The organism is Roseovarius sp. 217 (assembly GCF_000152845.1).
Classification (GTDB): domain Bacteria; phylum Pseudomonadota; class Alphaproteobacteria; order Rhodobacterales; family Rhodobacteraceae; genus Roseovarius.
Map to the genome: position 1 here is coordinate 58,089 of NZ_CH902584.1, position 23,258 is coordinate 81,346.

Annotated in this window: 25 protein-coding genes and 1 tRNA gene; 13 read left to right on the plus strand and 13 right to left on the minus strand. The window is 61.7% G+C overall.

Annotated features, from left to right (window positions below; all coding sequences use genetic code 11):
* Positions 1-112 precede the first annotated feature (112 nt).
* On the plus strand, positions 113-976 hold the full coding sequence (locus ROS217_RS00310; protein WP_009815626.1) for a DUF2189 domain-containing protein: 864 nt from the start codon (positions 113-115) through the stop codon (positions 974-976).
* Positions 977-981: 5 nt separating this feature from the next.
* On the opposite strand, the gene ROS217_RS00315 is transcribed toward ROS217_RS00310, so the two are convergent.
* The gene (locus ROS217_RS00315; protein WP_009815627.1) at positions 982-1,569 is read right to left on the minus strand and encodes a riboflavin synthase; all 588 of its coding nucleotides are present in this window, start codon (positions 1,567-1,569) and stop codon (positions 982-984) included.
* Between the two features lie 138 nt (positions 1,570-1,707).
* On the opposite strand from ROS217_RS00315, the gene ROS217_RS00320 reads away from it, so the two are divergent.
* From ROS217_RS00320 to ROS217_RS00330, 3 genes are all read left to right on the plus strand, one after another.
* Entirely contained in the window at positions 1,708-3,000 is a 1,293-nt protein-coding gene (locus ROS217_RS00320; RefSeq protein WP_009815628.1) for a capsule biosynthesis protein, read from the plus strand.
* 146 nt (positions 3,001-3,146) lie between these two features.
* Positions 3,147-4,247, plus strand: coding sequence for a polysaccharide biosynthesis/export family protein (locus ROS217_RS00325; RefSeq protein WP_045682195.1), 1,101 nt, complete (start codon positions 3,147-3,149; stop codon positions 4,245-4,247).
* A complete protein-coding gene (locus ROS217_RS00330; RefSeq protein ID WP_009815630.1) occupies positions 4,244-6,265 on the plus strand; it encodes a capsular polysaccharide biosynthesis protein in 2,022 nt (673 codons plus the stop codon). Before ROS217_RS00325 ends, ROS217_RS00330 begins: the two co-directional genes overlap by 4 nt.
* Before the next feature lie 16 nt (positions 6,266-6,281).
* Here the strand turns inward: ROS217_RS00330 and ROS217_RS00335 are convergent, their stop codons facing one another.
* Genes ROS217_RS00335 through ROS217_RS00350 form a run of 4 tightly spaced genes read right to left on the minus strand, consistent with a single transcriptional unit; the run spans position 6,282 to position 9,238 of the window.
* A complete protein-coding gene (locus ROS217_RS00335) occupies positions 6,282-7,217 on the minus strand; it encodes an OmpA family protein (RefSeq protein ID WP_009815631.1) in 936 nt (311 codons plus the stop codon).
* 6 nt (positions 7,218-7,223) lie between these two features.
* A complete protein-coding gene (locus tag ROS217_RS00340; RefSeq protein WP_009815632.1) occupies positions 7,224-7,796 on the minus strand; it encodes a peroxidase-related enzyme in 573 nt (190 codons plus the stop codon).
* Positions 7,797-7,799: 3 nt separating this feature from the next.
* Positions 7,800-8,519 carry a GNAT family N-acetyltransferase gene (locus ROS217_RS00345; protein ID WP_009815633.1) on the minus strand — a complete coding sequence of 240 codons (720 nt, stop codon included), beginning with the start codon at positions 8,517-8,519 and terminating at the stop codon, positions 7,800-7,802.
* Complete coding sequence (locus ROS217_RS00350; protein WP_009815634.1) at positions 8,516-9,238, minus strand: competence/damage-inducible protein A; 723 nt, start codon at positions 9,236-9,238, stop codon at positions 8,516-8,518. Before ROS217_RS00350 ends, ROS217_RS00345 begins: the two co-directional genes overlap by 4 nt.
* Positions 9,239-9,283: 45 nt before the next feature.
* Here ROS217_RS00350 and sfsA point away from each other — a divergent pair, with 45 nt between their 5' ends.
* Both sfsA and map read left to right on the plus strand, forming a co-directional pair.
* A complete protein-coding gene (gene sfsA / locus ROS217_RS00355) occupies positions 9,284-10,015 on the plus strand; it encodes a DNA/RNA nuclease SfsA (RefSeq protein ID WP_009815635.1) in 732 nt (243 codons plus the stop codon).
* Positions 10,016-10,055: 40 nt separating this feature from the next.
* A complete protein-coding gene (gene map, locus ROS217_RS00360) occupies positions 10,056-10,868 on the plus strand; it encodes a type I methionyl aminopeptidase (protein WP_009815636.1) in 813 nt (270 codons plus the stop codon).
* A gap of 168 nt (positions 10,869-11,036) precedes the next feature.
* On the opposite strand, the gene ROS217_RS00365 is transcribed toward map, so the two are convergent.
* A complete protein-coding gene (locus ROS217_RS00365) occupies positions 11,037-12,461 on the minus strand; it encodes an FAD-binding oxidoreductase (RefSeq protein ID WP_009815637.1) in 1,425 nt (474 codons plus the stop codon).
* A 128-nt stretch (positions 12,462-12,589) separates the two neighbouring features.
* On the opposite strand from ROS217_RS00365, the gene ROS217_RS00370 reads away from it, so the two are divergent.
* Genes ROS217_RS00370 through ROS217_RS00380 form a run of 3 tightly spaced genes read left to right on the plus strand, consistent with a single transcriptional unit; the run spans position 12,590 to position 14,129 of the window.
* Positions 12,590-13,042: a DUF3429 domain-containing protein gene (locus tag ROS217_RS00370; protein WP_040650818.1), complete on the plus strand. Its 453-nt coding sequence runs from the start codon at positions 12,590-12,592 to the stop codon at positions 13,040-13,042.
* On the plus strand, positions 13,042-13,509 hold the full coding sequence (gene rnhA, locus ROS217_RS00375) for a ribonuclease HI (protein WP_009815639.1): 468 nt from the start codon (positions 13,042-13,044) through the stop codon (positions 13,507-13,509). The genes ROS217_RS00370 and rnhA overlap by 1 nt, the downstream gene beginning before the upstream one ends.
* Complete coding sequence (locus tag ROS217_RS00380; RefSeq protein ID WP_009815640.1) at positions 13,506-14,129, plus strand: trimeric intracellular cation channel family protein; 624 nt, start codon at positions 13,506-13,508, stop codon at positions 14,127-14,129. The genes rnhA and ROS217_RS00380 overlap by 4 nt, the downstream gene beginning before the upstream one ends.
* Before the next feature lie 3 nt (positions 14,130-14,132).
* On the opposite strand, the gene ROS217_RS00385 is transcribed toward ROS217_RS00380, so the two are convergent.
* Genes ROS217_RS00385 through def (ROS217_RS00405) form a run of 5 tightly spaced genes read right to left on the minus strand, consistent with a single transcriptional unit; the run spans position 14,133 to position 16,605 of the window.
* Entirely contained in the window at positions 14,133-14,372 is a 240-nt protein-coding gene (locus ROS217_RS00385) for a GlsB/YeaQ/YmgE family stress response membrane protein (protein ID WP_009815641.1), read from the minus strand.
* Positions 14,373-14,375: 3 nt separating this feature from the next.
* Positions 14,376-14,618 (minus strand): hypothetical protein, encoded by a 243-nt coding sequence (locus ROS217_RS00390; RefSeq protein WP_009815642.1) that lies wholly within the window; start codon positions 14,616-14,618, stop codon positions 14,376-14,378.
* A 4-nt stretch (positions 14,619-14,622) separates the two neighbouring features.
* The gene (fmt, locus tag ROS217_RS00395; protein ID WP_009815643.1) at positions 14,623-15,531 is read right to left on the minus strand and encodes a methionyl-tRNA formyltransferase; all 909 of its coding nucleotides are present in this window, start codon (positions 15,529-15,531) and stop codon (positions 14,623-14,625) included.
* A 57-nt stretch (positions 15,532-15,588) separates the two neighbouring features.
* Positions 15,589-16,083: a peptide deformylase gene (gene def / locus ROS217_RS00400; protein ID WP_009815644.1), complete on the minus strand. Its 495-nt coding sequence runs from the start codon at positions 16,081-16,083 to the stop codon at positions 15,589-15,591.
* A gap of 3 nt (positions 16,084-16,086) precedes the next feature.
* Entirely contained in the window at positions 16,087-16,605 is a 519-nt protein-coding gene (gene def, locus ROS217_RS00405) for a peptide deformylase (RefSeq protein ID WP_009815645.1), read from the minus strand.
* A 98-nt stretch (positions 16,606-16,703) separates the two neighbouring features.
* Here def (ROS217_RS00405) and ROS217_RS00410 point away from each other — a divergent pair, with 98 nt between their 5' ends.
* The 4 genes from ROS217_RS00410 to ROS217_RS23050 all read left to right on the plus strand — a co-directional run bounded on the left by ROS217_RS00410 (position 16,704) and on the right by ROS217_RS23050 (position 22,077).
* Entirely contained in the window at positions 16,704-17,876 is a 1,173-nt protein-coding gene (locus ROS217_RS00410) for a MalY/PatB family protein (protein ID WP_009815646.1), read from the plus strand.
* 19 nt (positions 17,877-17,895) lie between these two features.
* Complete coding sequence (locus ROS217_RS00415; RefSeq protein WP_009815647.1) at positions 17,896-18,909, plus strand: NAD-dependent epimerase/dehydratase family protein; 1,014 nt, start codon at positions 17,896-17,898, stop codon at positions 18,907-18,909.
* Positions 18,910-19,018: 109 nt separating this feature from the next.
* Positions 19,019-20,062 carry a patatin-like phospholipase family protein gene (locus ROS217_RS00420; protein ID WP_009815648.1) on the plus strand — a complete coding sequence of 348 codons (1,044 nt, stop codon included), beginning with the start codon at positions 19,019-19,021 and terminating at the stop codon, positions 20,060-20,062.
* Between the two features lie 134 nt (positions 20,063-20,196).
* Positions 20,197-22,077, plus strand: a complete 1,881-nt coding sequence (locus ROS217_RS23050) for a GSCFA domain-containing protein (protein WP_198134847.1) — start codon at positions 20,197-20,199, stop codon at positions 22,075-22,077.
* 467 nt (positions 22,078-22,544) lie between these two features.
* Here ROS217_RS23050 and ROS217_RS00435 read toward each other — a convergent pair.
* Both ROS217_RS00435 and ROS217_RS00440 read right to left on the minus strand, forming a co-directional pair.
* Positions 22,545-22,630 (minus strand) — tRNA-Leu (locus tag ROS217_RS00435).
* Between the two features lie 71 nt (positions 22,631-22,701).
* The gene (locus ROS217_RS00440; RefSeq protein ID WP_037273900.1) at positions 22,702-23,181 is read right to left on the minus strand and encodes an Lrp/AsnC family transcriptional regulator; all 480 of its coding nucleotides are present in this window, start codon (positions 23,179-23,181) and stop codon (positions 22,702-22,704) included.
* Positions 23,182-23,258 lie beyond the last annotated feature (77 nt).

Consider the following 23,258-nt stretch of genomic DNA (forward strand, 5'->3'; position numbering starts at 1 on the left):
CATCGCCCCATCGTGATGTGACGGAGCGGGTAAAACGTGGTAGGATGGCGCACGGCAACGCGACGGCGCGACGCCCCACTCTCGGCTTCCGCGCCATAAATGGGAGGCCATCATGACCAAGACCATCGGCAATCCGCTGACGTGGTTGGCGGGGACAACAGCGAGTGCAAGTCGTAGCGCCTCAGACGCCGCCGACGCGCTCGGCAGTGAAATCACCACACCGCCCGAAGTGCGCCAGCTTGACATGGACGACGTGAGAACCGCGCTTCGCAAGGGGCTCGCAGATTTCACCGCCTTTCGCAGCGACGTTTTCTTCCTCATCGCCATTTACCCGGTGATCGGCATCACGCTCGCGCTCTTGGCCTTCAACTCGGCGCGACTACCGATGCTGTTCCCATTGGCCGCAGGGTTCACCCTGCTTGGTCCGGTCGCCGCCGCGGGCCTCTACGAGATGAGCCGACAGCGTGAAACAGGACAAGACCCGAATTGGGCCGAGGCCCTGCATGCGTTGCGTGCCCATGTCTTGGGGCCGGTTCTGGTTCTGGCGCTCTATCTGATGGGGATTTTCGCGATCTGGATGTTTGCCGCGACCTATATTTACAACATCACGCTCGGACCGCTTCCGCCCTTATCGGTCACCGGTTTCCTGAGCGATGTCCTGACAACGACTGCCGGCTGGCAGATGATCCTGCTCGGGATGGGAACGGGCTTCGTCTTTGCCGCACTGGTTCTGGTCATCAGTCTGGTGTCTTTTCCGATGCTGATCGACCGACGCGCAGGCATTCCGGTTGCGGTGATGACCTCTGTTGCCGTTGCGCGGCGCAATCCCCGCATCGTTGCGACATGGGGCCTGATCGTCGCGGTGAGCATGACGATTGGCATGCTGCCTGCGTTCCTCGGGTTGGTGATCGTGCTGCCGGTTCTTGGACATGCGACCTGGCATCTCTACCGCGCTGCCGTACCAAAAGAGAGATAGAGCGGTCAGCCTGCCTCGGCCAGCCTTGCCACATAGCGGGCCAATGTGTCGATCTCGAGATTGATCATATCCCCCAAGGCCACATCCCCCCAGGTGGTCACAGCCTTGGTATGCGGGATGAAGTTGATCCCGAAATCGCGGCCCTCTACCTCGTTGACTGTAAGCGAGGTGCCATTCAGCGCCACCGACCCCTTTGGCGCGATGAACCGCGCAAGTGCATCGGGCGCGCGCAGGATGACGCGGGTGCTGTCGCCCTCGTCGCGCAATCCCACCACCTCGGCCAGCCCATCGACATGGCCCGACACGATATGCCCGCCCAATTCATCGCCTACCCTTAACGCGCGTTCCAGATTGACCCTGCGCCCTGCATCCCAGCCTGACAGATTGGTCTTGGACAGGGTTTCAGCAGAGATATCAACGTCAAACCAATCAGACCCAAGAGCTACGACCGTCAAACAAACGCCGTCGCAGGCAATGGACGCGCCGATGTCGATCCGGCCCGTGTCATAGCCGGTGCCGATCCGCGCGCGCAGGTCGCCACGATGCTCGACCGCTTGAATGCGCCCCACATCGGTGATGATACCCGTGAACATGGCCGCTCTCCTCTTGCTCTCTCCCCGCCCTAGCGCCGCCGGGTCCGCATGACAAGACACCGCGGCGGAAGGGGCTTATTTTTGCCTGATTATTGCAGTATCAAAGCACGATTGAGCGCAAAGGCAAGAGACCCCAGCATGACAGGTCTGACCGGCGAGGAGCGTGCGTTCCTGTTTCTTCAGGGACCGCATGGACCTTTTTTCTATAAACTCGGGCAGATGCTGCGCCGGGCCGGTGCGGATGTCTGGCGCGTGGGGTTCAATGCCGGGGATCAAGTCTTCTGGCGTGACCGCTCGAGCTATTTGCCGTTTCTGAGCGACGCCGAAACTTGGCCCGCAACCCTGACCCAGATCCTCGACGACAAGCGCATCACCGATCTGGTGCTCTATGGCGATACCCGGCCCATTCATGCGCAAGCGGTCGAAATGGCCCGTGCGCGCGGCCTCAGGGTCCATGTGTTCGAGGAAGGCTACATGCGCCCCTATTGGGTGACGTATGAGCGCGGTGGCACCAATGGCAATTCCCGCCTGATGGAAATGAGCGTGCCCGAGATGCGGCAGGCGCTGGAAAACTCGGATATGGACACCGCCCTGCCCCCCGCCAGTTGGGGCGACATGCGCCAGCATGTGTTCTACGGCGCGCTCTATCACGGCTTTGTCCTTTTCCTGAACCGCCGCTACCGGCATTTCCGCCCACATCGCGCGCTGACCGTTGGACAGGAATTTAAGCTCTATCTCAAACGTCTGGTCCTGATGCCGGTTCAGGCGATCGAGCGGCGTCTGACGACATGGCGCGTCCGCACCGGCGGCTTTCCGTATCACATCGCCCTTTTGCAACTGGAACATGACGCCTCGTTTCAGGCGCATTCGCCGTTTTCCACGATGACTGAGTTTCTGGAAACCGTCATCGACGGCTTCGCCAAGGGAGCGCCGCCGCATCATCATCTAGTGATCAAGGCACATCCGCTGGAGGATGGTCGCGCCCCCATCCGCAGTGAATTGCGCCGCCTGATCCACACCTACGGCCTGCGTGGCCGGGTGCATTACCTGCGCGGCGGCAAGCTGGCCAAGTTGCTGGATGAGGCCAGATCTGCGGTCACGGTCAATTCCACGGCGGCGCAACAGGTGCTCTGGCGCGGCATTCCGCTGCGCACCTTCGGGCAGGCGGTCTATGCCAAGCCGCAGTTTGTCTCGACCAAACCCTTGCGCGATTTCTTTGCCGGGGCGGAGCGGCCGGATCGCCGTGCCTACACCGATTACCGCCGCTTTTTGCTCGAGACCAGCCAGATCGCGGGCGGGTTCTATTCCGCCAGCGGGCGGCGGCAATTGCTGCGTCAGGCCGTCGACATGATGCTCTCACCCGAAGACCCCTATGACGCGCTGCGCTCTGGCACCGCGGCCCCTCGGCAACAGTTGCGCCTTATCCCGTAAGCCATCCCGATAGAAATGCTGGATTTTCGTAAACATGTTCGGTAGTTTAAGAAAAAAAGACCCGAGGCAGAACAAAAACAGGTCGAGGAGACCGAGCAGTGATACCCCGACATTCCCGATGGGCGCGGTCTGTCGCGCTTTTGGCCATTGCATCCATATTGGCCGGATGCGCCCTGCCTCGTGTAGGTCCCAACAAGCGTGAACTTTACGCAGGCTCCGTGCAGAAGGAGGGGGATGCCTTTGTCGTAACGGTGAACGATCGCGTGACCCGCGCCACTGCTGTCCAACCCGCCCTTGGGTTCACGGATGAATTCAGAAATGCGGGGCTCCTCGGATCCGACATGATCAGTTCCGGCGATACTCTGGGACTGACCATCTGGGAAAATGTCGATGATGGGCTCTTGGCAGGAGAGGCCACAAACCAGACCCTTCTTGATGAGGTGCAGGTAGACGGATCAGGCTTTATCTTCGTGCCATACGCCGGGCGGATCAAAGCCGCAGGCAATACACCCGAAGGTGTGCGTCGCATCATTACCGAAAAGCTCGAACAACAAACCCCTGACCCACAGGTCGAAGTGCGTCGCCTCGCGGGCAACGGCTCGACCGTGTCGATCAGCGGGGCGGTAAGCGGCCAGGGCGTCTATCCAATCGAGGCCCCCACTCGTACGCTCTCGGCGATGATCGCCTCTGCGGGCGGGATCGCCATTGAACCTGAAGTGGCGCAGATCACGGTGATCCGGGGCGATCAGCGCTCCAAAGTGTGGTTTCAGGATCTCTTCAAGCATCCGCAGTTCGACATCGCGCTGCGCGGTGGCGACCGTATTCTGGTCGAGGCCGATACGCGCGCCTATACCGCACTTGGGGCCACCGGCGCACAGGCGCGCGTGACATTCGAGACCCAGACACTGAGCGCCTTGGAAGCGATAGCGCAGGTCGGCGGGCTGACAACCTCTGCCGCCGATCCGACGGGTGTGTTTGTGCTACGCAATGAACCCGCAGAGGTGGCAAATCAGGTTTTGGGTCGCAACGATCTACAAGGCGCGCAGCGCCTTATTTACGTCCTTGATCTGACCAAGCCAAATGGCATGTTCATGGCCCGCGATTTTGCCGTTCGCGACGATGACACCATCTATGTGACCGAGGCACCGTTCACACAATGGTCGAAAGTCATCGGCGCACTGACCGGCACACTTGGGGCGGTTGGGTCGATTTCAACGGCGTCCTCGACGCTCTCGGGCGACTTTTGAGGCAGCCCTTAGACGGTGAACCCGCTGGCGAGGCGCAGGCCTCCCGGCGGGTTTTCTTTTTCAACGGCGGGTTTCTTTGGCAAGGCCGTGTGCGCCGTATTCTGGCACTGGCGGGCTATAATCTGACCCTCGGGCGGCCCGACGCGGAGGATCTCATCGCCGTCTGGGGCCGCAGCCCCTTTGCAAAGCGTGGCGAGGCAATGGCCGAGCGGACCGGTGCGGGTCTCTTGCGGATCGAGGATGCGTTCCTGCGCTCACTTCATCCGGGGCGCTCGGGGGATCCACCGCTTGGCTTGGTGATCGACCGGCGCGGCATCTATTTCGACAGCAGCCGCCCGTCGGATCTTGAACATCTGCTCGCCACGCATCCGCTGGACGACACAGCCCTGCTCAATCAGGCACGCAGCGGCATGGCCCGAATGCAAGAGACGCATCTGAGCAAATACTCCGGGTTCGATCCCCGCACTCCCTGCCCCGAACCGGGCTATGTGCTGGTCATCGACCAGACGCGCGGCGATGCCTCGGTGATCCACGGCGGGGCGGATGCCAATACTTTTCGTGAAATGCTCTATTGGGCACAAGAGGATCACCCCGGCGCGCGCATTGTGATCAAGACACATCCGGAGACGGCACAGGGCCATCGGCCGGGCTATTTCACAGGTGCCGACGAGTCCGCGCGCATTACCCTGTTGTCTGCTCCCGTCAGCCCATGGGCGCTGCTCGAGGGGGCTGTCGCGGTCTATTGCGTGTCCTCTCAGATGGGGTTCGAGGCTATCCTGGCGGGGCACCGGCCTCAGGTCTTCGGCAAGCCATTCTACGCGGGATGGGGTCTCAGCGACGATCGCCACCCCCTACCCCTGACGCGCCGAGGCCGCAAGTTGACACGCGCGCAGCTCTTTGCCGGAGCAATGCTGCTCTATCCCACATGGTATGATCCCTATCACGACCGGCTCTGCGATCTGACAACAGCCATCGGGACTTTCGAGGCGATGACCCGTGCATGGCGCGAGGATCACGCCGGATGGGCAGCTTATGGAATGCGCCTGTGGAAACGTGCGCCTTTGCAGCGGTTCTTTGGTCAATACCGGCGGGTCTCGTTCCCCAAGCGGCCCCAGACCGAGCGCCCCTCAATGGTCTGGGCGTCTAGCGCGACCAAGACCCCAGAGAACGCGATCCGCATTGAGGACGGATTTCTGCGGTCGCGCGGCCTTGGGGCCGATCTCATTCCCCCTCTGTCGCTCGTCTGCGATGATCTGGGCATTTACTACGATCCGACCCACGACAGCAGGCTGGAACATCTGATTGACGCGCGCGCGCGTATGCGTCCCGATCAAGAGGCGCGCGCAGAGGCGCTGATTGCCGCGCTGACCCGGCATGGGCTGAGCAAGTATAACCAAGGAGAGCCTGCCCACGATCTGCCAGAGGGCCACCGAATTCTTGTGCCGGGGCAGGTTGAGGATGACGCCTCGATCCGGCTTGGCGCCGGTGCGATCACTACCAATCTCAGCCTTTTGCACTCTGTGCGCCTCGCCAATCCGAAGGCCGTGATCCTCTACAAACCCCATCCCGATGTCGAGGCTGGCCTGCGACCCGGAGACGTGCCCCCGGAGGCGCTCTACGAGCTGGCGGATATGGTCCTCATCCACACCGATCCGGCCCAACTCCTGCCACGGGTCCAAGAGGTGTGGACCATGACATCCTTGTTGGGTTTTGAGGCGCTCTTGCGCGGGGTGCGTGTGACCACGACCGGCGCGCCCTTTTATGCCGGATGGGGGCTGACCCGCGATCTGGGCGAAACCCCCGCAAGACGCAGGGCGCGGCCATTGCTCACTGGTCTCGTGCATGCCACGTTGATCGACTATCCGCGCTATTTCGATCCAAAGACGGGACGGCCCTGCCCGGTCGAGGTGGTGGTCCATCGGCTCGCGCATGGGCCGTTGCCCCGTCCCGGTCCAGCCAACCGGTTGTTGGCCAAGCTGCAAGGCGCTCTGGCCTCTCAGGCAAGTCTCTGGCGATAAGGCACATCAGCGCTATCTACTCGGCGGCGGTATCCAACAACACGGCTTCAACGCGACGGTTGCTCTCCCGTCCGTCGCCGGTGGTGTTCGGGGCCAAGGGTGCCAGATAGCCAATGCCATGCGCTTCGAGTTGGGTAGCAGGCACACCGTGAATTTCCGTCAGAACGCTCAGCACCGCCTCTGCACGCGACCGTGAAAGGGCGATATTCCCCTCCAACCCGCCCGTGCTGTCCGTATGTCCAACCAGCGCAACGCGGGTGTTTGGTTTTGTCAGCAGATAGGCAGCAAGCGCCTCAAGGCTAGGATGCGGTCCCGGCCCAAGCGCATTGTCCCCAGACCCGAAATCGAGCCCCTCCAGCACCGCATGCCCGTAGCGTTTCAATGCCTGCACGACATCAGGAGGGGACGTGTCGTCGACCTCAGGGCTGCGTGGACCCGTTGCATCTGACTCCTGACCCAAGCCTGTCAGTTGGATCGTTTGCACATACCCTGTTTGCCCACTCTGGCTGACGATCAGGGCGACGTGCTCCAACTTGGCCTCAGGTCCACGGCGCGCCACAAGATAACGATAATCAAAGAGATCGATGAACATGTCGGGCGCAGGCAAGACCGGCAGGGCAAAGCGGAAATCGAACCCGCCGCACTCCTCGGCCAGACAGTCGAACATCACCTCCCATCCGGAGTCTTCCAACTGGCGTCGCAATGGCATGAGGATTTGCAATGTCGTGACGCCCTGTGCCGGAAACCGCCAAGCGCGGCTGATGATCTGACCGTCCAGCCGCAGGCGTGGAGCGCCTTGGGTCGAGTATGGACCGATGGGCAGGATCAGCGTATCCGCCTCGCGGATCACCTCGCGTGTCATGCTGGCATTGGCAGGCAATTTGAGATCGAGCGCCTGCGCCGACCCACAGGCCAGGAACATCGACAGCAAGAGAGTGCAGGCGCTGCGCATGCCGGATCAACGGGCCTGTGCGTGATAATCGGGATTCGGCTGCATGCCCGTGGCCGAGGCAACACGATTGGTCATATTGAAGAACCCCGCGACATTGGCAATGTCCCAGATGTCGCGATCGCTCAAGCCCTGATCACGCAGCGCTTCACGGTCGGACTCGGTGATTTCCGCAGAGGCTTTGGTGACCTTTTCCGCAAACCCCAGCATGGTGCTCTGCCGTGCATCGAGCCGTGCGGCACGCCAGTTCATCACCATCGCTTCGCCCAATGCCGGATCATTCGACAATTGCCGCACCGCAGCCCCATGCGCCACCTGACAATACCAGCACCGGTTGATCGAGCTGACGACAACCGCAATCATTTCGCGCTCCAGCTTGGTCAGACCACTTGGGGCGAGCATGAGATCATTGTAGAGCGTGGTGAACGCGTTGAGCTTGTCGATGTCAAAGGCATAGGCCTTCAGCACATTGGGGATCATACCCAGCTTTTCCGCGCAGATATCGAAGTATTTCTGCGTCGCGTCGGGCAACGGGTCGATCATCGGCAAATCAAGTGCGGTGGGCTGGTCCGGTTTGGTCATCTCTCACTCCTTTTGCCGGTAATGATAGTCCCCGACATGGGCAAAGCCCATCGCGGAATATAGGCCATTGGCACCCTGATTGCTCTTGGTGCAGATCACGGACAGGTACTGTGCGCCGTGCTCCTGCGCCCAATGCGCGGCCTGAAGCATCATCAGCCGCCCCATGCCCGCGCGCCGGTGGCGGACCTGCACCTCGAGCGCATGCACCATGGCAATCCCTTGGTGAATGGCGGCAAAGCCGGTGGCGGCGGGCTGGTCCTTATGCCTGCCAAAGAGCCCGGTCTTGGGGCCGATGACACGCTCCATCACCGCGATCCGCGCCGGGCCGATCCCACCCTCGGCCCAAATTTCGCGCATGACTTCAAGGGGTTCCCAGATGGAGAACGTCGTGACGCGGGGTGGCTTTTCAACCGTCAACGCATCCAACGCGGCGACATAGAGATTAACCGGATCAACCACCTTGTAGCCTTTGGTCGCCAGCAACGCGTCCAGAGTGTCATCCCCTTGGCGCACCTGAAAGAGCGGGGTCTCACCAAGATCCTGCATCGCAGCCTCGGCTGCGGTCAACTCCTCGATGGTGATCGGCCGCGCAACAGTGGCGGCGGACACGCGTTTGCCGCCACCCTTCCCATCGCGAAGGGTCACGGGGCCAAGGTGCTGCGTCTGCGCGGGCGGCCAAGTGGCCTCTGTCACCGCATAAAGTGTCTGCACATCAGGTGTCATGCCGGAAACATCCCCGCCAATTCGGATATAGCGGCATCAAGCCGTGCACCGTCCTGACCGCGCATCACGATCTGTGCCCCGTAGCAGCCATCGCGAATGAACGGGTAAGACCCGATGCTGAGGTCCGGATACCGCTCCGCCAGATCCGACAGTGGACCCGCGATATCACCCTCGCCACGTCGGATTTCCAGCGTTTGCGACAGGATCGGCGCACCGCCGGTGAGTGTTGGCAGCACTGAGGCCAGCATCGCCTGAAAGATCGCCGGCACCCCGGCCATAACATGCACATTCGCGATGGTGAACCCAGGTGCTGCGCTGATCGGGTTGTCGATCAGAACCGCCCCATCGGGAATACGCGCCATGCGCAGACGCGCCGCGTTCAATTCCTGCCCACGCGCGTCATAATGTGCGGCCAATATCGCGCGGGCATCGTCGCGCACTGAAATGGGGCGATCAAAGGCCGCCGCCACATTCTCGGCGGTGATGTCATCATGGGTCGGGCCAATCCCGCCTGAGGTGAATACGTGGTCATATCCCGCGCTCAGCGCCCGCACGGCGGCCACGATGGCGCCGGGATCGTCGCTGACCACGCGCACTTCCATTAGGTCAATGCCCACCTTTGTCACCTCGCCCGCCAGATAGTGCATGTTGGCTTCGCGCGTGCGCCCCGAGAGAATCTCATCTCCGATGACAAGCATGGCTGCGGTCGGGTTGGGCATGGCAGACTCCTTGATCCGGGAACAAACCCGGTATAGGCGCAGGCCATGCGCTTTCAAACCCCTCTTGTGCAGGCCGTGCTGCTGCGCCGCTACAAACGCTTTCTCGCCGATATCCGCCTGACGGACGGGCGCGAGGTGACGGCGCATTGCCCCAATCCCGGCAGCATGCTGGGGCTGGCTGATCCCGGCGCATCCATCTGGGTTGAACCCAATGAAGATCCCCGCAAAAAGCTGAAATTCGGCTGGCGGCTGGTGGACCTCTCAGGTGGGGATTTCGTCTGTGTCGATACAGGTCTTGCCAACCGGATCGTCAGAAATGCGCTTGAGGCGCGGACAATTCCGGAACTGACCGCCTATGATCGGGTCCGCCCCGAGCAGGCCTACGGCACAGCCAGCCGGGTCGATTTCCTGCTCTCGGGCGCGGGCCTGCCCGATGCCTATGTCGAGGTGAAATCCATGACCCTGTCGCGCGCCCCCGGTCAAGCCGAATTTCCCGACAGCGTGACCGCGCGCGGCACGAAACATCTGGGCGAGTTGGCAGAGATGGCGCAGTCCGGACATCGCGCCGTGCTCCTCTATCTGGTGCAACGCACCGATACGCAGGCCGTGACCGTGGCTCAAGACATAGACCCCGCCTATGCTAAGGCGCTGCAAACCGCACGCGCGGCGGGGGTCACGGTTATGTCATATCGTGCCAATATCACCCCGCAAGAGATCACAATCGGTCACAGCCTGCCGTTTGGCGACGACCGCCCTCTGGTCCTTTCGCGCAAATAGCCCTAGATAAACGGAAAATGAACACCATACGAGGCCGGACGTGAACGAGACACACCGTGGAAGACTGACACGCGAGGGGATCCGCATCCATGAGGCTGCGGATTTCGCGGGCATGCACCGCGCCGGAGCCCTAGCGGCGCAGATCCTCGACGAGATCGCAGAGCATGTGTTCGTCGGCCAAACCACCGCCGCCATCGACAAGCTGATCGAGGACAAGGTCAACGCCTCAGGCGCGAAATCCGCCACCATCGGCTACAAGGGCTATCAGCACGCCAGCTGCATCAGCGTCAATCACGTGGTCTGCCACGGCATTCCCGGCGACAAGGTGCTGAAAGACGGCGACATCCTGAATGTCGACGTCACCGTGATCCTCGATGGTTGGTTCGGCGACACGAGCCGGATGTATGTGGCGGGCAAGCTCAGCCGCAAATCCGAGCGGCTGATCCAGGTCACCCATGACGCGCTGATGAAAGGGATCGAGGCGGTGCGGCCCGGCAATACCTTTGGCGACATCGGCCACGCGATCCAATCCTACGTCGAGGCGCATCGCATGTCGGTGGTGCGCGATTTCTGCGGACATGGCCTTGGCCGCGTATTCCACTCCCCGCCCAATGTGCTGCATTACGGGCGTGCAGGCAGCGGGCCGACCCTCGAAGAAGGGATGTTCTTCACCATCGAGCCGATGGTCAATCTGGGACGGCCCGAAACCAAGGTTTTGGCCGATGACTGGACCGCCGTGACGCGCGACAAATCTCTCTCGGCGCAGTTCGAACATTCGATCGGGGTGACGGCGAGCGGTGTCGAGATTTTCACCCTGTCGCCTGCGGGCAAGTTTCATCCGACTTGGGAGTGAACCGGGGCCAGCGATTGGCGTCGGGTGTGGTCTGAAGGGGCATTCGACGCGTGCGATGAGCCGCGCGGGGCCCGTCCGCCGGGTGGGCGCTGCGCGGCGGTGCCTGCGGCACCTTGAGACCGCGCATTGGCGATTGGGGCCAACTTCAGCAAAGGGCCATCCGCCCCTTCACCCCCGCAGCACCGCCCCCGGGTTCATAATCCCGAGAGGATCAAGCGCTGCCTTGATGGCCCGCATCGCGTCCAGCTTTACCGGATCGCCATAGCGCTCCAGATCCTCGACCTTGAGCCGCCCGATGCCATGTTCGGCGCTGACAGACCCGCCCATCGCATGCACCAGATCATGCACCGCGCGCTTGATCTCGTCCCGCTCAGCCACGTGATCAGCACGGGCGCGCCCCGGCATGGGAAAGACGTTGTAATGCAGATTGCCATCGCCCAGATGCCCGAAACAGTTGATCCGAAACGCCCCGATCCGGGCGATCACCTCAGCGCCTTTCACAATGAAGTCAGGGATTTCGGACATCGGTAAGGAGATGTCATGCGAGCTGATCGAGCCGACACGCCTGTTGGCCTCGGGGATCTGCTCGCGCACCTCCCAGAACTGATGCCGCTGCACCTCGGATTGCGCGATGACCCCGTCGCTGACCAGCCCCGCCTCCAGTGCCTCGGCAAAAATCCCCTCAAGCGCCGTCGCCGGATCAAGCCCGCGCGCCAGCCCGACGTCGATCAAGACGAACCATTCGGGCATCTGCGCAAAGGGCTGCCGGATATCGGGCAACGTCTCGGCCAGAAACTCGAGCCCCGCCCGGTGCATGATCTCAAAGGCGCTCACGCCCTCGCCCGTCCGGTCGCGCGCCAGTGCCAAGAGATCAAGCGCGGCGCGTGGCCCCTCAACCACCATGAGCGCCGTACCCTCTCTCATTGGGCGGGGATAGAGCTTGAGAGCGGCGGCGGTGATCACCCCGAGCGTGCCCTCGGACCCGATCAGAAGATTGCGCAGATCATAGCCGGTGTTGTCCTTGCGCAGACGTTTCAGACCGTTCCAGATGCGCCCGTCCGGCATCACCGCCTCCAGCCCCAGACACAAATCGCGCGCATTGCCGTAGCGCAGCACATTGACGCCGCCCGCATTGGTGGCCAGATTGCCGCCAATCCGCGCCGATCCCTTGGCGGCGATGCTCAGAGGGAAGAGCCGGTCCACCTCGGCGGCGGCCTCGTGGATGTCTTGCAGGATCACCCCCGCCTCAACCACGATCACATTTTCAGCCGGGTAAATGCCCCGCACCGCGCGCATCCGCTCAAGGCTCAGGATCACCGGCACCGGGCCATCGGGCGCGATCTGCCCCCCGACAAGGCCCGTGCCGCCGCCATAGGGCACCACCGGCACGCGCGCGGCGGCACAGGCGCGGACAATCTCGGCCACCTCCTCTGTGCTGCCGGGGGCCAGAACCACGCCCTGCCCCTGCCAGCGGCCACGCGGCTCCTCAAAGTAGCGGGGCGTGGCCTCGCGGAACACGGGTACAGGCAGATGCGCGCGCAGCGCGTCGGTGAATGCGGGGGTGGCGGGGGCCAAGGTCGGAGTCAGGGTCATGGAATTTACCTATCACGTTGCCCACATCGGTCCAGCCCTTTGTGACCCGCAAGGGAACCGGCTTGCTGCGCAGATATGGGCGGCTTTCCCTCTTGCCTCTGCCCTCCCTCCGGGTCATTTTGCGCGCCATGCAGATGATCCCCCGTGCCCCGCTCTTTCTTGGCCTTGCAGGCCTTTTGCCCTTTCTCTGGGGGGCACTGACCGTGATCATGCCCGAGCTGGGCCTCTGGACGGCGCAGACCATCGGTCCTCGCTTTGCTGGACCGTATGTGATGCTCTTTTATGGCGCGGTGATCCTGTCGTTCATGTCGGGCGTGCTCTGGGGTTTCGCCACGCGAGCGACGGGGGCCTTGGCGGGTGTCTGCTACGGCCTCTCGGTGATCCCGGCCCTCTGGGCGTTTTTCATGACCGGTGGCGGACCGACCTCGGCGGGAATAAGCCTCATTTTCGGGTTCGCGGGTCTCTTGGCGCTCGATTGGCAATTCTGGCGCTGGGGTCTGACACCGCCCTGGTGGATGGCGCTGCGGATGCTGCTGACGGCGGTGGTCATCGCCTGCCTTGCGGTGGGGGTGCTGCTCTGATGCTCGCGCTCTATGCCTATACCGACGGGGCCTGTTCCGGAAATCCCGGCCCCGGAGGCTGGGGCGTGCTGATGCGCGCCATGGAGGGAGACACCATCGTCAAGGAACGCGAGTTGAGCGGCGGCGAGGCCGACACCACCAACAACCGGATGGAACTTTGCGCCGCCATCGCCGCGCTGGAAGCCCTCTCGCGCCCCTCGGCCATCACGATTGTCACCGACAGCGCCTATGTAAAGAACGGCATCACCGGCTGGATGCACGGCTGGAAACGCAATGGCTGGCGCACTGCAGACAAAAAGCCGGTCAAGAATGTCGAACTGTGGCAACGACTGGACGAGGCGCAGAAACGCCACACCGTCACTTGGGAATGGGTCAAGGGCCACGCAGGCCACCCCGAGAATGAGCGCGCCGATGAATTGGCGCGCGCAGGCATGGCGCCCTTCAAGCCGGGCAAGGCCAAGGGATGAGCGCGCTCACCCTCCTCGATTACGCCTCGGTGCTGATCTTCGCGCTGACCGGCGCGCTTGTGGCCTCGCGCCAACAGCTTGATATCGTGGGCTTTGCCTTTATCGCCTGCCTCACGGCCGTGGGCGGCGGCACGTTGCGCGATGTTTTGCTGGATCGCAACCCGGTCTTCTGGCTGGGCAATCCTAATTACATCCTGATCGCCTGCGGCGCAGCCCTCCTCGTGTTCTTCACCGCCCATCTGGTCGAAAGCCGCTATCGCCTCTTGCTCTGGCTCGACAGTTTCGCCTTGGCCGTGGCGGTGCCTGCCGGGGTGAGCGCCGCGATGGTGATGGAGCAAAGCGCAGTGATCGTGGTGCTGATGGGCATGGTCACCGGTTGCATGGGCGGCCTGATGCGCGATGTCGTCTGCAACGAGGTGCCGCTTGTGCTGAAGCAGGGCGAGCTGTACGTCACCGCCGCCTTTGCCGGGGCGCTTGGGGCAGTGGGCGCGGCGATGGTCACCCACGAACCGCTTGCGATTTTGGGCACCTGCGCCGCCCTCACTTGGGCCTTGCGCGCAGGCTCGCTCAGCCTTGGGTGGCGATTGCCGGTTTACCGCGCGCGTCCACCAAGAAACTAGATTTCACCGCCGCTCGCCGATCATCTTCCACAGCCAGACCAGCAGCATCGCGCCCAGAACCGCGCCGATCAGTCCGCCCACAAGGCCTGTGATCATCAGCACCATGCGAATGACCACCGCCCCGATCAGCGTCCCGGCGATCCCAATCAGGATCGTCGGCACCACCCCCAGTTCGACCCGCATCAACCGCGTCGCCAGAAACCCGGCTGCGATGCCCACGATCAAGAGCCCGAGGATGCCCATGCCTTACCTCCGCTTGCGCCAATGGGTCGGCAGAATGATGAGCGCGCCGACCGAGGACAGGATCGCATCAATCCCCGGCGCACCAAAGCGGATGCCGAACATGATCCGGACAAAGTAAAAGAGAAATGCGCCGCCGATGCAGATGATGATTGAGGGCAGATAGCCATTGCGCGTGAAGCCGCTTTTCTCGCTCGCGTAGCCGACGATGCCCGCGATCACCACCGTGCCAAAGAGTTGCATGAACATCGTGTCACCCCAATTGCGTGCCACACGGCAAGGGCATGCCGCGCAGGAACTCGTCGGCATCCTGCGCCGCGCGCCCGGCCCGTTGCAAGCGCAAAAGCCGCACAGCCCCCGTGCCACAGGCCACGGTCAACCCGTCATCGAGAACGACACCCGGCGCACCTTGCCCCTCGGCTACGGTCGAGCATAGCAGCTTGATCCGCTCTCCCCCCACCTCGCACCACGCCCCCGGAAAGGGCGAGAGCCCCCGGATCAAGCGGTCAATCTCTGCGGCGGGGCGCGTCCACTCCACCCGCGCCTCTGATTTGTCGATCTTGGCGGCATAGGTCACACCCGCCTCGGATTGCGGCACGGGCCGAAGATCATCGAGCCGCCCGAGCGCCTCAATAATCAACCGCGCACCAAGTCCAGACAAGCGGTCATGCAATTCCCCCGTCGTCTCCTGCGGCCCGATCGTCATCGCCCCGCGCAACAGAACCGGCCCGGTATCCAATCCCGCCTCCATCTGCATGATGCAGATCCCCGTCTCGACATCCCCCGCCATGATGGCGCGGTGAATGGGGGCTGCCCCCCGCCAGCGGGGCAAGAGGCTGGCATGGATGTTCAAACAGCCGCGCGCGGGCGCATCCAGCACCGCTTGCGGCAGAATGAGACCATAGGCCACCACCACCGCCACATCAGCCTTGAGTGCTGCGAATTCCGCCTGCGCCTCAGCCCCTTTCAAACTCACCGGATGGCGCACTGGCAGACCAAGCGCCTCGGCGCGCGCCTGCACCGGGCTTGGGCGGTCCTTTTTGCCCCGCCCCGCCGGGCGCGGCGGCTGGCAATAAACGGCGGCCACCTCATGCCCCGCTGCAACCAAAGCCTCAAGCACCGGCACAGAGAAATCCGGCGTTCCCATGAAGATCACACGCATGCCGCCTCTTTCACTGTTCCAAAAATACTCAAATCCGACGCCGCCCCCGGCACCGCCTCAGCCGATCTTGCGCGCGCGCCTGAGCAGCATGTCGCGTTTTACTGTGCTGAGGCGGTCGAAATACATCCGCCCCTGCAAATGGTCGATCTGATGCTGCACGCTCGTGGCCCAGAGACCCACGAAATCGCGTTCCTCATCCTCTCCGTCTGCATTCAGAAACCGCACCGTCACCCCGCGCGGACGCTCAATCATGGCGGACACACCGGGCAGACAGGGGCTGGCCTCGTCATGGGGCCGCAATTGCACGCTCGCGTGCAGGATTTCCGGGTTGGCCATACGCACCGCCTGCCCGCGCGCCGTGCTGGCATCGACCACGGCAAGCGCCTGCATCTCGCCGAGTTGCGTGGCGGCAAGACCCACCCCCGGCATCGCCTCCATCACCGCGACCATCTCGTCCCAGAGGGCGCGCGTTGCATCGGTGATCTCAGTGACCGGTGCCGCAGCCATCCGCAGCCGTTTGTCTGGCCAACGCAGGCAGGCACGCGGCGCCACGGCCTAACCCCGCGCCAATTCGCGCTTGAGCTTTTGCATGCGGCGGGTGATGAGTTGGCGCTTCATCGCGCTCAGATAGTCGATAAAGAGCTTGCCATCGAGATGGTCGATCTCGTGCTGCACGCAAGTGGCCCAGAGACCGCCAAACCCTTCCTTGTGCTCAACCCCGTCAAGATCCATCCAGCGCACCTCGACCTCTGCAGGCCGGGTGACATCGGCGAATTGGTCGGGGATCGACAAACAGCCTTCCTCATAGACGCTCGTTTGGTCGGAAAAAGCGGTGATTTCGGGGTTCAACATCGCGATGGGGCGCGGTGTGGCCCCTTCGTCCTTTACACAGTCAAGCACGATCAACCGGTCCATCACCCCCACCTGCGGCGCAGCAAGGCCGATGCCCGGTGCGTCATACATGGTCTCAAACATATCCTGCGAGAGTTTGCGCAAGGCATCGGACACGTCCGTCACGGGCGTGCAGACCTTTCTCAGGCGTGGGTCGGGATGGATCAGAATTGACCGTTTCATGGCGGCTATTTAGGCGATGGTCGGGCATTCTGCAACGCCTCTTGCGCTCGGGCTGTGATCGGTTAGCCTGCCGCGCGAACCCAGACCCGGAGAACCCCATGAATTTCGACGAGATCATCGACCGCCGCGGCACCGGCAGCAGCAAGTGGGACAGGATGCACGCCTATGGCGGTGTTTCACCCGACGACGGGATTCCGATGTGGGTGGCCGACATGGATTTCCGCGCCGCCGATGTGCTTCAGGAGGCAATGCAGGACCTGATCGAGCGCGGCAACTACGGGTATTTCGCGGGCGACGAGGACATGAACGCGGCGGTTGCCTGGTGGATGCACGAGCGGCACGGCTGGACTGTGGATCCTGACCATATGTCCAGCACAGCCGGGTTGGGCCATGCCATCGCGCTGATTCTCGAGACCTACACCGATCCGGGCGACGAGGTGATCATCTTCACCCCTGTTTACCATGAGTTCACGCATAAGATCAAACTGACCAAGCGGGTGGTTCACGAGGCACCGCTGATCATCGAGAATGGCGTTTATCACATGAATCTCGACGCGCTCGAAGCCGGGCTGACGGGCAAGGAGCGGATGATGCTCATTTCCTCACCCCACAACCCTGCGGGTCGCATCTGGACACCGGACGAGCTGCGGCATCTGGCCGATATCTGCGCGCGGCACGATCTGATCATGGTGGCGGATGAAATCCACCACGATCTGGTCTATCCCGGCCAGACATTTACAAGCTTTCTCAAGGCGGCCCCCGAGGCCGCGGATCGCACCTTTGTGCTTACGGCGGCCTCAAAGACATTCAACACGGCGGGGGCGCGTCTGGGCACGGTCACAATTCCCAACCCCGAGTTGCGCAAGCGCTTTCGGCAAGCGCTGCTTGAGCATCAAACACAGCCCAATCTGATGGGAGTCGCGCTCACCCGCGCCGCCTATTCTCCGGGGGGCGCGGATTGGGTCGACGGGCTGGTCGCCTATATCGAGGGCAATCACCGGTTATTTCTCGATGGGATCGCGCAGATTCCGGCGCTGAAAGGCATGCCGATGCAATCGACCTATCTCGCATGGGTCGACTTTGCTGCGACCGGCATGGAGATGACGGAGGTGTTGCGCCGTGTGCATGAGGATGCGCGCGTCGTGCCGTCGGTCGGGGCGCATTTTGGCAGCGGCGGCGAGACGTTCCTGCGCTTTAACATTGGCACACCGCGTGCGCGTGTCGCCGAGGCGGTAGAGCGGCTCCAATCCGCCTTTGCCGATCTGCAATGACCGTCCGGGGGGCGGGCCGATGACACGGGTCTTCATCACCGGCACCGCAGGTTTTATCGGCTATCATCTGGCTGATCTCCTGCTGAATGAGGGCATGACCGTTCACGGGCTGGACGGCATGACCGATTACTACGACGTCAGCCTCAAAAGGCGCCGCCACCAGATGCTGCTGCAAAAGCCGGGCTTTGTCGCAACCGAGGCCATGCTCGAGGATCAGGCGGCGGTGGACGCCGCCATCGACGCCTGTGCCCCCGACATCATTGTGCATCTCGCCGCACAAGCGGGCGTGCGCTACAGCCTCGAGAACCCGCGCGCCTATATCGACGCCAATATCGTGGGCACGTTCACCGTGATGGAAGCGGCCAAGCGCCACGCGGTATGCCATCTGCTGATGGCCTCCACCTCGTCGATCTACGGCGCCAATACCGACATGCCCTATGCCGAGACCATGAAGGCCGACAGTCAGATGACGATCTACGCCGCCACCAAGAAGGCGACGGAATCAATGGGCCACGCCCATGCCCATCTGTGGAACCTGCCCACCACGATGTTTCGGTTCTTTACCGTCTATGGGCCATGGGGCCGCCCCGACATGGCCTATTTCAAATTCGTCGAGGCTATTCTGGCGGGCCGTCCCATCGACATCTACAACCATGGCGAGATGTATCGCGATTTCACCTATGTGGGTGATCTGGTGCGCGGCATCCGCCTCTTGATGGATGCCGCGCCCGTGCGGCCAGACGCACCCGAGGATATTGCGGCGGGCGACAGCCTGTCCCCCGTTGCGCCCTACCGGATCGTGAATATCGGCAACTCACAGAAGGTGCGGCTCTTGGATTTCGTCGCGGCCATCGAAGACGCGCTGGACCGTCCCGCCATCCGCAACATGATGGAGATGCAAAAGGGTGACGTGCCTGCCACATGGGCCGATGCACAACTCTTGAAGCGTCTGACCGGCTATCAGCCAAATACCGAAATCCACGACGGAATTGCCCAATTCGTAACCTGGTATCGTGCCTATTATCAGGTCTGAGAGGGATTGTGATGACACAAGACCGCCACAGGCATAGCGTAGCCCGGTCCGCACTGATAGCCTGTGGTTGAGCAGCCTCCGCGCGGGACAACGAAGGAATGACCACCCCATGAGCAACAAAGGCAAACCGATCAACTTGGCGCTTCAGGGGGGCGGTGCGCATGGCGCGTTTAGCTGGGGCGTGCTGGACTACCTGCTCGAAGATGGGCGACTGCATATTGTTGGTGTATCGGGCACATCTGCGGGGGCGATGAACGCGGTGGCCTTGGCCGATGGGTATACCCGCGGCGGTCCGGACGGTGCCCGCGAGGCACTTGATCGTTTCTGGCGCGACATGAGTGGCAGCGTCAAGAACTCGCCGCTGCAACGCACTCCCATGGACCGGATCACCGGCAACTGGGGGCTGGAAAATAACCCGTTCTATCATTTCATGAATGCCCTCACCGGCATCGCCTCGCCCTATCAACTCAACCCGATGAACATCAACCCGCTCCGCGATCTGGTGGCAGAGAGCATCGACTTTGAGATGGTGCGCAAATGCACGGCGTTTCAGCTCTTTGTCTCGGCTACGAATGTCGAAACGGGTCGCGTCCGCGTGTTTTCCCGCGAAGAGATGACAGTGGATATGGTCATGGCCTCAGCCTGCCTGCCGCAAATGTATCAGGCGGTCGAGATCGACGGAATTCCTTACTGGGATGGCGGTTATATGGGCAATCCCGCACTCTTTCCGCTCTATGGCAAGACCGGAACCGATGACATCGTGGTCATCCAGATCAACCCGATCGAGCGCAAGGGCGCGCCGCGCACGGCGCAGGAAATCCAGAACCGCCTGAATGAGATCAGCTTCAACTCCAGCCTGCTCAAGGAACTGCGCGCGATCAATTTCGTTGACCGATTGATTGACCAAGGCAAGCTCTCGACAGATGAATACCGCCCGGTCAAGGTGCATCTGATCGAGAATGAGGCACTGCTCAATCCGATGGGGGCCTCGTCCAAAATGAATGTGGAATGGGCCTTTCTGACCCGTCTGCGTGACATCGGGCGTGACACTGCCAAGGCGTGGCTAGATAGCACTTTCGACCGGATCGGCACCCAGAGCACAGTCGATCTCTTCAAGATGTTTCAAGGGATTGGAGCAGAGCACCAAGGATAGAGGTGACCGAACCCGTCAGCGGTTTCATGTACGGGATCCCACGCCAGGAGCGTCAAACACGCCACGCGGACTTGAACTCGTTATCAATGTAAGCGATGGGGCAATACAGGCCATACCAGTTGGGAGTATTCCAGTTGAAGGACATCCGAGCCTTGAATCGGCTCTTGCGACGGTTTCAGAAACCCGCGGAGCCAGGACGGAAAGAAACCAAAGGCAGGGCCGAGACGCCCCATCACAAGGATGGAAATCCCTACACTGGCCTCTCGCCCGACCGGTTTTGGCGCACGGGCGTCCAGCAGTCTGACCCGGCGAACATGCCGGGCATCCACACTCCGAAATTCCTGATCACCCGCCAAGATACAATCGTGACGATGGGAAGCTGCTTTGCGCAGCATATCGCCAACTGGCTGCGCGACCGGGATTTCAACGTTCCGTTCTATGACTCTGTCGACAACATCAGGGCAAAGTCCTTTTCCGCAAACTACGGCAATATCTACACGGTCAAGCAGGCACTTCAGCTTGTGCAGGAAGCACGCAGCGCGCGTGTCCCAAGCGAGGCCGCATGGTCCGTCGACGGGGGCGTCATCGACCCCCTGAGACCCGCGCAATTCGAAGCCCCCTTTCAGAACGAAAGTGCCTTGCGGTCAGCGCGTGCCACGCATTTGAAAGCGGTCCTGGCCGCACTGGATGACCTTGATGTTCTGGTCTTCACCCTCGGACTGACCGAGGCGTGGCGTGTCAAATCCTGCGGCACCGTTCTCCCGGTGGCGCCCGGCGTGATCGCGGGCCAGTTCGATCAAAACGCGCACGAATTTGTCAACTTTCGCTATGATGAGATCTTAACGGACCTGCGTGCCCTTTGCGCCGAAATCCGTGATCTGCGCGGTGGTCGTGAGTTTCGCATGGTCCTGACTGTTTCTCCGGTTCCCTTGACGGCAACAGCCGCACCACAGCATGTCTTATGCGCCTCAACCTACTCCAAATCCGTTCTGCGTGCCGTTGCCGGAGACTTCTGCGAGGATCACGACGACGCGGATTACTTCCCGTCGTTCGAATTGGTCACGAATCCGGGCGCATATTCAGAGAATTTTGAGGACAACCTGAGATCCGTGCGGCCTGCTTCTGTTGCCAGCGTGATGACGGTCTTTGAGCGGCTCTGTCTGGAGGGGGAGTCAGACACCCCGGCCACATCTGCCGGAATAGGGGATGTGGACTGTGAAGAGGCACTGCTTGACGCCTTTGCAGGAAACACTCGGACGGCAGGCCGCCCAAACGCCACGCCCCTGCTCGTGGTTGGCAACAGCCATCTGGGCGGGGCAAGGGACCATGCTCTGGCAAACCCGTTTGGCCAAACCGCGCAATTTGCGATGCTGAACTTCTTGAGAACCGATCCTTTCGCAAAGATCAAAACCACGCGGTTCCGGACCTTCAAATATCCTGACAATGTGCGGGACCAATTTGCCGATGTGGTCGCGGACGAGGCCCGCACCTTGATCATTGTAGGCTGTGGTTTGATGGGCGATGGAATCATTCGGGCACATGGTGACCTGCGTGCCGGATTTCCGGGGTGCAACGGACGCAAGATTTCACCGAATGTGCCGATCGTTCACGAGGTCTCGGCTGACCTGATAAAATTCTACGACTCCACCACACGCCAGATCGCGCAGAATATTCGCAAATTGGAAGATTTCTGCGATTTCGAACACATCTTCTGGATTGCATCTCCGGATATGTGCGAAGCAACCGCCCGTTTCCGGCTAGGAGATGAATTCGTCGAGTCCGGCTCACTTGTCCATCATCGCGAGGCGTATGCCCGGTCCCTCCGCGCAGCGCTCAAGTCTTCCAACCGAGTTCAAGTGGTTTGTCATCCGACGCAGGAGCTATGCGAGGCCAGCGGCTTTTCGAAGGACAAGTTTGCCGCGCATAGGCACCCGTGGGACGTCCACTGCAATACCGCCTACTTCGACAACGCCTTTGACCAAGTCTGGACCGCACTCAGGACCGGCGCACCCTGATGCAAGCCGGTCATCTGCCATCTTTTCGTACGCTGGTCTGCGCGTTTTTCCCCGTCCATGACGGATTTAATGATCTACAGGGTTCGGTCCGCTCTTGAGGACATCGACGGAGCGCAGGAGATAGGTCAGGGGTTCACAGTAAGACCCATCCACATCGACACCCGTTGCGAGGAGGTCAAACTGGCCAAGCCGCTCCTTTGCGAGCCCGATACTGCGAAGAACAGGCAGGCCAATTGCGTCGCCTCCAGAATGCGCGACTGTAACGCTTCCGGCAGGAGTCAGTCGAACTCCATCACCTTTTCGAGATCCATCGTCGTCGAATGATTTGGAACAGGCGGCCTCTCACTGCGGCTGGCGCCGCGTGGCCAAGTGCTCAACAACAGAAGCATCGCGCCCGTCAGACCAAGGCAATCCATCACAGATTTCTCAGTTGGAAAGCTGCAAACCATTCATTCTCTGAGTTATCATGGTGCCCGCGGCCGGACTCGAACCGGCACGGCCATACGGCCGGGAGATTTTAAGTCTCATGTGTCTACCATTCCACCACGCGGGCACGGGGTCTGCGGAGCGGACAATATCCGCTTTGACGGGGGTGTAAAGCCAAAGGCGGGCCGGGTCGGCGGATCAGATCACATCCGAGAGCGCATTTTCCTTGACCGCCTGCATCGCCACATAGGTCGAGGTATTCGCCAGATGCGGCAGGGTCGAGATATGTTCGGCCAGCACCCGGCGATAATCGGCCATGCTCTGCGTGCGGATTTTCATCAGGTAGTCAAAGTTCCCTGCGATCAGATGCACTTGCTCGATCTCGGGGATTTTTGACACCGCGGCGTTGAACTCTGCCAGCGCCGCTTCGCGGGTATCATGCAGGCGCACTTCGACGAAACTGACGTGATCGAGCCCGAGGCGGATGGGATCGAAAAGCGCGCGGTAGCCGGTGATGACGCCGTCGCGCTCCAGCCGCCGAAGCCGCGCCTGCGTGGGCGATTTCGACAACCCAATCTCGCGCGCCAACTCGGTGACGCTGATCCGTCCATCCCCCGCGAGAACCCGCAGAATCGCCCGGTCAAAGCGGTCGAGGTCAAGCTGCTCGTTTTGATCCATCGACCCCTCCATTTTCAAACCATCCGGCCTGAAAATTCATTCTAATCAGGAAAAGTCACTTGTTCAATGATGCTACG

Bases quoted from the DNA above. Each gene is read 5' to 3' on its own strand.
- ROS217_RS00440 (WP_037273900.1), bottom strand. From the start codon at position 23,181: ATGGATCAAAACGAGCAGCTTGACCTCGACCGCTTTGACCGGGCGATT.
- ROS217_RS00335 (WP_009815631.1), bottom strand. From the start codon at position 7,217: ATGCGCAGCGCCTGCACTCTCTTGCTGTCGATGTTCCTGGCCTGTGGG.
- ROS217_RS00365 (WP_009815637.1), bottom strand. From the start codon at position 12,461: ATGACCCTGACTCCGACCTTGGCCCCCGCCACCCCCGCATTCACCGAC.
- def (WP_009815645.1), bottom strand. From the start codon at position 16,605: ATGAAACGGTCAATTCTGATCCATCCCGACCCACGCCTGAGAAAGGTC.
- ROS217_RS00315 (WP_009815627.1), bottom strand. From the start codon at position 1,569: ATGTTCACGGGTATCATCACCGATGTGGGGCGCATTCAAGCGGTCGAG.
- sfsA (WP_009815635.1), top strand. From the start codon at position 9,284: ATGCGCTTTCAAACCCCTCTTGTGCAGGCCGTGCTGCTGCGCCGCTAC.
- fmt (WP_009815643.1), bottom strand. From the start codon at position 15,531: ATGCGTGTGATCTTCATGGGAACGCCGGATTTCTCTGTGCCGGTGCTT.
- ROS217_RS00320 (WP_009815628.1), top strand. From the start codon at position 1,708: ATGACAGGTCTGACCGGCGAGGAGCGTGCGTTCCTGTTTCTTCAGGGA.
- ROS217_RS00410 (WP_009815646.1), top strand. From the start codon at position 16,704: ATGAATTTCGACGAGATCATCGACCGCCGCGGCACCGGCAGCAGCAAG.
- rnhA (WP_009815639.1), top strand. From the start codon at position 13,042: ATGCTCGCGCTCTATGCCTATACCGACGGGGCCTGTTCCGGAAATCCC.
- ROS217_RS00340 (WP_009815632.1), bottom strand. From the start codon at position 7,796: ATGACCAAACCGGACCAGCCCACCGCACTTGATTTGCCGATGATCGAC.
- ROS217_RS00370 (WP_040650818.1), top strand. From the start codon at position 12,590: ATGCAGATGATCCCCCGTGCCCCGCTCTTTCTTGGCCTTGCAGGCCTT.
- ROS217_RS00385 (WP_009815641.1), bottom strand. From the start codon at position 14,372: ATGGGCATCCTCGGGCTCTTGATCGTGGGCATCGCAGCCGGGTTTCTG.
- ROS217_RS00350 (WP_009815634.1), bottom strand. From the start codon at position 9,238: ATGCCCAACCCGACCGCAGCCATGCTTGTCATCGGAGATGAGATTCTC.
- ROS217_RS00380 (WP_009815640.1), top strand. From the start codon at position 13,506: ATGAGCGCGCTCACCCTCCTCGATTACGCCTCGGTGCTGATCTTCGCG.
- ROS217_RS00310 (WP_009815626.1), top strand. From the start codon at position 113: ATGACCAAGACCATCGGCAATCCGCTGACGTGGTTGGCGGGGACAACA.
- ROS217_RS00415 (WP_009815647.1), top strand. From the start codon at position 17,896: ATGACACGGGTCTTCATCACCGGCACCGCAGGTTTTATCGGCTATCAT.
- ROS217_RS00345 (WP_009815633.1), bottom strand. From the start codon at position 8,519: ATGACACCTGATGTGCAGACACTTTATGCGGTGACAGAGGCCACTTGG.
- ROS217_RS00390 (WP_009815642.1), bottom strand. From the start codon at position 14,618: ATGTTCATGCAACTCTTTGGCACGGTGGTGATCGCGGGCATCGTCGGC.
- ROS217_RS00420 (WP_009815648.1), top strand. From the start codon at position 19,019: ATGAGCAACAAAGGCAAACCGATCAACTTGGCGCTTCAGGGGGGCGGT.